The organism is Victivallis sp. (genome assembly GCF_048170485.1).
Classification (GTDB): Bacteria; Verrucomicrobiota; Lentisphaeria; order Victivallales; family Victivallaceae; genus Victivallis.
In genome coordinates this window covers 1-7,649 of sequence record NZ_DBEXAY010000255.1, presented here as the reverse complement: position 1 = coordinate 7,649, position 7,649 = coordinate 1, and the positions used below count along the sequence as shown (strand labels likewise).

9 protein-coding genes are annotated in these 7,649 nt (G+C 54.4%); 7 read left to right on the top strand and 2 right to left on the bottom strand.

The genetic code is table 11. The annotated features are described in order from the left end of the window. Window positions 1-323: 323 nt before the first annotated feature. The 7 genes from ACMLHG_RS13345 to ACMLHG_RS13315 all read left to right on the top strand — a co-directional run bounded on the left by ACMLHG_RS13345 (window position 324) and on the right by ACMLHG_RS13315 (window position 5,491). A complete protein-coding gene (locus ACMLHG_RS13345; protein ID WP_417170811.1) occupies window positions 324-683 on the top strand; it encodes a hypothetical protein in 360 nt (119 codons plus the stop codon). Then, window positions 680-3,370 (top strand): toprim domain-containing protein, encoded by a 2,691-nt coding sequence (locus tag ACMLHG_RS13340; protein WP_417170810.1) that lies wholly within the window; start codon window positions 680-682, stop codon window positions 3,368-3,370. The genes ACMLHG_RS13345 and ACMLHG_RS13340 overlap by 4 nt, the downstream gene beginning before the upstream one ends. A 308-nt stretch (window positions 3,371-3,678) precedes the next feature. Continuing rightward, on the top strand, window positions 3,679-4,158 hold the full coding sequence (locus ACMLHG_RS13335; RefSeq protein WP_417170809.1) for a hypothetical protein: 480 nt from the start codon (window positions 3,679-3,681) through the stop codon (window positions 4,156-4,158). After that, window positions 4,149-4,457, top strand: a complete 309-nt coding sequence (locus ACMLHG_RS13330) for a hypothetical protein (RefSeq protein WP_417170808.1) — start codon at window positions 4,149-4,151, stop codon at window positions 4,455-4,457. The genes ACMLHG_RS13335 and ACMLHG_RS13330 overlap by 10 nt, the downstream gene beginning before the upstream one ends. 87 nt (window positions 4,458-4,544) lie before the next feature. Beyond that, a complete protein-coding gene (locus ACMLHG_RS13325; protein WP_417170807.1) occupies window positions 4,545-4,778 on the top strand; it encodes a hypothetical protein in 234 nt (77 codons plus the stop codon). Window positions 4,779-4,886: 108 nt separating this feature from the next. Next, window positions 4,887-5,165, top strand: a complete 279-nt coding sequence (locus tag ACMLHG_RS13320) for a type II toxin-antitoxin system RelE/ParE family toxin (RefSeq protein ID WP_417170806.1) — start codon at window positions 4,887-4,889, stop codon at window positions 5,163-5,165. Window positions 5,166-5,179: 14 nt separating this feature from the next. Continuing rightward, on the top strand, window positions 5,180-5,491 hold the full coding sequence (locus ACMLHG_RS13315) for a HigA family addiction module antitoxin (RefSeq protein ID WP_417170805.1): 312 nt from the start codon (window positions 5,180-5,182) through the stop codon (window positions 5,489-5,491). A gap of 57 nt (window positions 5,492-5,548) precedes the next feature. Here ACMLHG_RS13315 and ACMLHG_RS13310 read toward each other — a convergent pair whose 3' ends face one another. Further along, entirely contained in the window at window positions 5,549-5,818 is a 270-nt protein-coding gene (locus ACMLHG_RS13310) for an ogr/Delta-like zinc finger family protein (protein WP_417170804.1), read from the bottom strand. 77 nt (window positions 5,819-5,895) lie between these two features. Then, on the bottom strand, window positions 5,896-7,649 hold a 1,754-nt coding region (locus tag ACMLHG_RS13305; protein ID WP_417170803.1), incomplete at its 5' end, for a terminase large subunit domain-containing protein.

The following is a 7,649-nucleotide window of genomic DNA, read 5'->3' as shown; positions in this document are numbered from 1 at the left end:
CAATATAGCCAATTGGCTATAAACTTCAAGAAGGAATCTCACGAAAAATGAAACAATTTTCAAATACGCCGCTTGAAACTGCGATAAAAGCCGTCTATTGTAAAAACATGGGCGTGGAACCCCATGCAACTAGCGGCAGTCGTACCGTCAATACGGCGGACTCCCGTAATCATTTACAGACCCATTGTATTTTGGGCCTGCAGGGCCGGTGTAAGCCGGGCGTGACTAGTTGCACGTTTCCACCCCTGCGGGCCCTTTTTATTTCCGGCGTGGAAACCGGAGAGGGGCGAAAATCAAACGACCTAACAACTAGGAGGTCAAGCATGAAGGACAAGTGTGTCCAGCTTCCGCCGTGCGCCGATTCCGGCGCGATCCGCCACCGTCTGCTGCAACTTGGAGGACTGCTCTGTTTGCTTGAGCGGGAACTCAAGGCCCCCGCCGATCAAAAGGAACTTGAAAAAATACTGGGCGTCGGCTGGATGAACGAATTCGAAACGCTTGTCGTCGAACTGCATCGATGCGTCGGCGACGCCCTGCTCGGCGGCCTTTGCCCCAATGCGGAATACTGCATGGACAGCGCGGTCTGCCATCTGCAGGGGAATTGCCCTTCTCAAGCCGAAAAAGAGACGATTGACCAAGCCCATCAAAGTTATTGGAACAACCGCCGCGGAGGTGCCCGATGAACCACGCTTATTCCGATGAAATGACTGAATCAATTCGCCGTGCTCTGCTTGCCGACAGCCGGTTCGAGTTTCGGCGCGAGGGGGATTTTCTGCGGCAGGGCGTGTGTCCGAACTGCGGAAAAAAGACCTGCTATATCAAACTGACCGAACCCTACCGGGTGAGCTGCGACCGGCTGAATAAATGCGGCTGGTCCGCTTCGACGCGGGATCTCTACCGCGATCTCTTTGAATCGCTTTCCAGCCGGATCAAACCGAGCCGGGAGAATCCGAACGCGACCGCCGACGCTTATATGAGGGACATCCGCGGCTTCGACCTGGCGAAGATCCGCGGCATGTATCACCAGGGGGCGGTCTATGTGGAGGCCGTCGATCGATATTTCCCCGCGGTGGAGGTCTCCATCGGGCCGGATGTGGTCTGGAAACGGGTGATCGATGCCGAAGGCGTCAAGGCCAATGATGGCAAAAAGGCGAAGATTTTCGGCTCCTACAAGGATACCGGCTGGATTCCTCCGGGGATGACGTTCGACACGGGTGACACGATCTGGATCACGGAGGGGATTTTTAAATCGATGGCGTTTCTGCACATCGGGAAAAAATCGATTTCCGGCCTTTCGGCGATCAATTTGCCGCGCAGTATCATCAAGGCCAATGCGGGGAAGAAGATCCGCTGGATCATTGCGCTGGATGCCGACCGGGCCGGGGAGCTGAACAGCAGAAAGTTCCATTCTGAATTGAAGGAGATGCACGAAACCGTCTTTGTCGCGTCTCCCGCTCCGGATGACGGCGACTGGGATGATCTGTACCGGGCGGGGCGACTTGATGACCACTATCTGCAGCAAAGCATCCGGCGCGGCTTCATGGCCATGGCCGCCACGGCCGGAGAGTATGCGTTTTATCTCTGGAGCGGCAGAAAGTTGAACTATCTGGTATTCGATTTTCAGGGGGCTTTGTACCGCTGCAAAATTTCCGGAACAGAAAAAACGTTGCCGAACTATCCGCGGACAGGGCGCTTCGACCTGAGCGACGAGCTGTGCAAACACGAACAATCGAAGTTCCGCGACTGTTCGGAGATCGATAAAATCTGCGAATGCAATCCGCGGGCGGTATATACGCAGCACGAACGGGAAACCGGCCGGCGCAGCGCGGTTTTTCACATCACTTTTTCCGATCACCGGAAAACGCCGCGCCTGATGGAACTCGAAGGGCACAGTCTGCGCAGTGCCGATGCCTTCAATACGGAACTTCTGAAATCATCGGTCTATTACGCGTTTACCGGCAATAATCTGGATCTGGAAATCCTGCGCGGCCGCTGGGCGGAATCCGGCCAGCGGGAGGTATCGGTGATTCCCTATTCCGGCTATGAGCACGGGACGGAAATATACGCCTTTCCGGAATTCGCATATCGCCACGGCGAATATCAGGAGGTCAACGACTACGGCTATTTTGACTTCAACGGAACCTGTCTGAAAACCACTCACAAAACCCTCGAACTGATTGACCGGGAACGGATCGGTCAACTTCCGGAACATTTCTTTGCCGACTTTGTCAAGGTGTTCGGGCCGAACGGACTGATTCTGCTGGGCTGGTGGACGGGGACGCTGTTCGCGGAGCAGTTGAGGAAGCGTCAGGCGTCATGGTGTTTCATGGAGTTCACCGGTGAGCGGGGAGCCGGCAAGTCGACGCTGCTCCGGCTGCTGTGGAAAATGACCGGCGTGACCCGGGATCAGGAGGGGCTTGACCCGAACAAGAATTCCGACGTCGGATTTTTCCGATTGATGGCGCAATACTCAAATCTGCCGATCGTGCTGCTGGAAGCGGATGGCGTGATGGGCGAAAAAGGCAATTCAAAAGGATTCAACTTCAACCGCCTGAAAGAGTTTTACAACTTCGGCGCGCCGACGCGCACAGTCGCGGCCTTCACGAATGGCCTGGAGCTTCGACAGGATATCTTCCGTGGCGGTCTGCTGGTGAGCCAGAACAACGAAATCGCCGGAACCGAGGACGGCGCCCTGCTGAGCCGGTTTGTTTCCTGCCGCTGCACGAAGGAACATTTCACCCCGGAGACGCGGTTGCTGGCGGAGAAGTTCGAACAATTCACCGCGGCGGAACTCGGCGGTTATCTGCATGCGGTGCTCTCCCGGGAGCCGGAGTTCTGGGACGCCTATCTGGGAAATTACAAGACGGCCCGGATGGAGTTCGCCCGTCGCAACGCCGATGGAACGGTAAAGGATGACCGTGTGCTGAAGTGTCACGCCCAGGTGGCCGGATGGATCCGGACGCTGTCGCTGCTGTATGGATCGGAGCCGGAGTTTAAAGAATCCACGGCCAAAGCCGTCGATTTATTATGGGAACGTGCTCAGGCGAAACAGAAACGGCTTTCCGGCGAGCATCCGATGCTGGAGACCTTCTGGAGCAACGTCGACTATATCAACCATGCTTTGACGAGGCCGAGCGGCGATCCGGAGCCCTTGAACCACTCCCGCAATCCGAAATTTCTTGCGATCCAGTTTTCGGAGTACACCGCCCAGTGCAAAAAGTTCTTTCTTGAGGTCCCTTCGGAACAGGAGTTGAGGGCCCTTTTTCCGAACAGCCGGACCTGCAAATTTCTGGAGAAAAAAGCGGTTCTCTCGAGGATTCAGAACCGGACGATCCGCTGTTACGTATTTTTGAAGGAACAGTCTGAATGAAAACGGTTTATGTTTTTTTTGCCGATTTTCGGAAAATACAACGGTGAAAAAGGCCTGTTTTGGCGAATATTGTAATATTGAGGTTAAACAGGTTGAAATATCGTTGTAATAGCATTGCAATTAATTACAATTTTCCCCGGAAATGGATTGTAATACGTTTTCCCCTCAAAATTGCGTTTATTACAAGGAGTATTTCAACGTATTCGCAAAATATTCGCGCCGTTTTCCCCTCAAAATCGGAAAATATTACGATATTTCAGGATTTTGGCCCTCCCGGCCCTGCAATTTAAACATAGGAGACGAAAAAAATGGAGAAAAACAACCCTGTTGAACCTGATCTGATTCGTCCTGCGCTGGCCGCCGTCTACGAGCGCATGACCATGCTGCAGCGGGCGCAGCTTCTGGTGGCGGCGCTGCGGATTGAACGCGGAGATCCGGAACCGGTCGGACGGCGCGGAACCAGGCCGAGGAGGTTGACCGCCGATGGCCTCCGGCTGTTGGAGCGTTTCTGGAATTTCTACGAGGCGCACGCGGAAAAGCTGAACCACTCCCGGAAAACGGGGGTGATCGCGCTGCGGCTGGATGAATGTGAAAAAGCGGCGGCGGAAGAGGGTTGCTTTCTGCCGGTTTTGGAACTGGCCGAACTTCTTCCGTTTTCGTTTCGGTACTTATTCATCAAGAAAAAAAACGTTTTTTCCCGGTTGACACATCGGGCCGTGCGTTGTCTGACGTTCCGCGCCGGTGAGCCGGACCTGTTTCAAAATTGGGAGGCCGGCCAATGCGACTGATCGATGAACTGGCGGGGCGTTTTCCCGATCTGGATCTGGCGATGGTCCGGATTCTGCTGCAGGTCTACGAGACGCCGGGATACAGTATCGCGGATCTGGCGGAAATGCTGCGGCTCGATCATCGGTACACGCAGCAGAAAATCGCGCTCCTGGGAAAGGGCCGGAAAGGCCGGAACAGCGCCGCTTACGGCCTGATTGCCGATGACCACAATCTGGCCGACCGCCGCAAGCGATCGCTGTCTGTGACGTCGCGCGGGGAAGAACTTGCCGAAAAACTGTTGTCCATCGGCCGCGGCTGATGGTCGGAATCAATCAGAACAACAACGAAAATGACTTTGCTTGATTTGTGTTTTGAATGCGAACAACAGGCACGGAAGGACCGGAATATGAACAGAACAAGACGCGAAAAAATCGATAGTCTGATCGAACAGCTCGACGTTCTCAAATCGGATATTGAATCCTTGACGGATGATGAACAGACCGCATACGACAACCTGCCGGAAACCATCCAGACTGGAAATCGCGGCGAATTGATGATGTCCGCGATCGACAATCTTGAAAGCGCCGTTTCCAGCGTTGAGGAGGCGATTGATTATCTGAATGAGGCCAGGGGGGAATAGCCCGTGTCCAATAACGGGAAAAGATCGAAAGAATGATTTTTTTTACTTCCGATGTTGAAAATGTGAACAATCAGGTTACATTGTAAATGTGAACGAAAAGGTTACGTCATGATTGAATCATTCAAACAGAAAGAGCTGGAAAAATTTTTCTTGACAGGAAGAGGAAAAATCCCGCCGGTGGCGTACCATAAGCGAGTGGCTCGGATTCTCGACCTGCTGGATGCTGCGGTCTCCGCGGAAAATATGAATTTCCCCGGTTCCGGATTTCATAAACTGCAGCCGCCGACCGCCGACCGCTATGCGGTTTCCGTGTCGGGGAACTGGCGGATCTGTTTTACTTTTCGGAATGGAAACGCCAGCCAGGTCGAATATATTGATTATCACTAATGGAGGTGAGAGCGATGTTGAAACGAACGCGAAAGCCGACCCATCCCGGCGAAATTTTAAAGGAGCTGTACCTGGATACGCTGAATATTGGAATTTCCGAGTTTGCCGACCGGATCGGGATTTCCCGGAAAACCGTTTCGGCTATTGTCAACGGACACCGCGGCATTACTCCGGAGATGGCGGTTCGATTCGCCATGGCATTACCGAATACGGACGCTGATATGTGGTTGAATTTGCAAAATGCCTGCGATCTGTTCGAGGCGCGTCAACGGCTTGAGCAGGTTAAAATTCAGCCGGTCGCACAGCCGCAGCCTGCTATGGCGTGAATATCCAGCTGATTATGGCTGATTTATGGCCGGGGAGAAATCCCCGGCTTTTTGTTTTTACGGAGCGAAGAGGGGCAGTTCGTCTTTGTACGGGCGGAACAGTTCGCGGCGCGTCCCCGGATCCATTTCGGCGATCTGTTCATGCAGTGAGTTCAACAATGTTTCCGCCGGCGGGGTGATGGTGTGCGCGTAAAACAGCCGTACCACCGTTCGCGCTCCACAGTTCGGATTGCTGCAGGAGACGTACAATTCCGTAACCTGGTCCGACAATTCCACGCTGTGCGTGATGATTGCCTTCCTGTGACAGTAGCGACACTTTACCCGCATGAAAATAACCTCCCCGATTGTACTAAATATAGTAGTATTAACCGTTTTTTCAAGTATGAAAACGCAATATGTTGTATTTATACAACGTATGATGCGGGTTCCTCTTCATCGGGAAGGATCAGATCCTCGTGAATCAATGCGTGCATGATCGCCCAGGCGGCGTCAGCGTGTCCGGTGAGATCGGAGCGATCCGCAACATAGGTGATGTTCGCATTTTGCGTGGTAACGCGGCGGATCAGCAGGAATCCCGCCGCGATATCGGAGTAGGAGGAATCCCAGGCCAGGCGCTCCGACGCAATCACCTGCTGCGCTTTCAATACCAGCTTCGCCTTGATGTCAAGCGTGTAATTGATCGCCTCCGCTGCCGGGAAGAACCGCTGCACCTGTTCGAAAACTCCGCTTCCCGGGCCGGTGATGTCAATGCCGATGTGCTCGACGTTGTATCTTCTGCACAGATCGCGGATGGTGCCGGCCTGAAATTCCCAGGCACAGTTCCGCAAACTGATTTTTTCCAGAACGAAGAATTTCCCGCGGAAGGTGGTCGGCGCAGCCAGTACCACGATACAGGCACCGTCACGCACGCGGGACGGATCGTAACCGATCCAGACCGGCCCGGAGTACGGACGTTGCCTCTCCGGGTGGAACCATTTCCAGCTTGAAGAATCCGCCAGGCATTTTTCCAGCTCGGAGAATTTGAAACAGCTCTGGCCGTCGTCGACGAAAACACAGTCGAAGAGCTGCCGGAACTCGTCCTCCGAATACTCCAGCATGAGTTGTTTCCGGTCGAACAAATTGCAGCCCTGGCGCTCGGCGTCGTCAAGCGTGATGATCCGCCGCCATTGCCCGTCCGGGCAGATCCGGCCGTCGGCGCGCAGTTCCGCGCGCCCCGGAAAAATCTCCACCGCCTGATCCTTGCGTTTGTTTCGCTCGTTGTATTCGTCCCCGCTCCAGAAGGGATAACCGGAATGGCTCTTTGCCGACGGAGTGGAAAAATAGGTTTTCGTCCACTTCTTCTGGCTGGCCATCGCCGAGGCGACTTTTTTCAGAACGTCGAACTTCGGGATCCAGAAATATTCGTCGACATACACGTCGCCGTGGTAACTCTGCGCCGTGCTGCTGTTTGTCGAAAGAAAGTAGAGCGTAGCGGTTCCGTTCGGCGTTTGCAGTTCGATGGTGTCCTTCCCGAAGAGCTCCACATCGAACCATTCCCGCGCAAACGATTTGATGTAGCCCCGGAAAACATCCGCCTGCGCGCGCGATGCCGAGAGAAATATTTTATTGCGCCCGGTCTGCAGCGCGTCGCAAAACGCCTCCCGGGCGAAATAGAATGTCAAGCCGATCTGGCGGCTTTTCAATATATTGCGGTTCCGCTCGTGCCGGTGCTCCCAGAGATCAAGCTGATACTCGAAAAGGCCGTCACGGAATTTCTCCATGAGATCATCAACATCGATCCCGGTAAAATCGTTTTTCCGGGGTTTTCGCTGCTTCCGGTTCCGTTCCCGTCCTGTTCCGTCGCCGCCGGCGGTTCCGGAGGAATCCGGCGGGGGAGTGTAACGCAGCCGGAGACGTTCCAGCGCTTCCAGGTGGCCGAGCAGGTTCGACAGCTCCTTCAGTTCGTTTTCCGTCTTGCTTTCGCGCTGGATCAGGCAGCCGATCCGCCGCCGGATCAGAATCTCCGGATCGTCCGGCCGGGCAATGCTCCAGTTCTCCGCGTCGCGCCAGTTGTAAAGCGTGCGGCGCTCAATGTTGAGTGCCGCCGAAATCTCCGGAATCGTCTCGCCCTGAAAAAAACGGTTCCTCGCCTGAAAACGTTGTTCATCGGTATATTTCA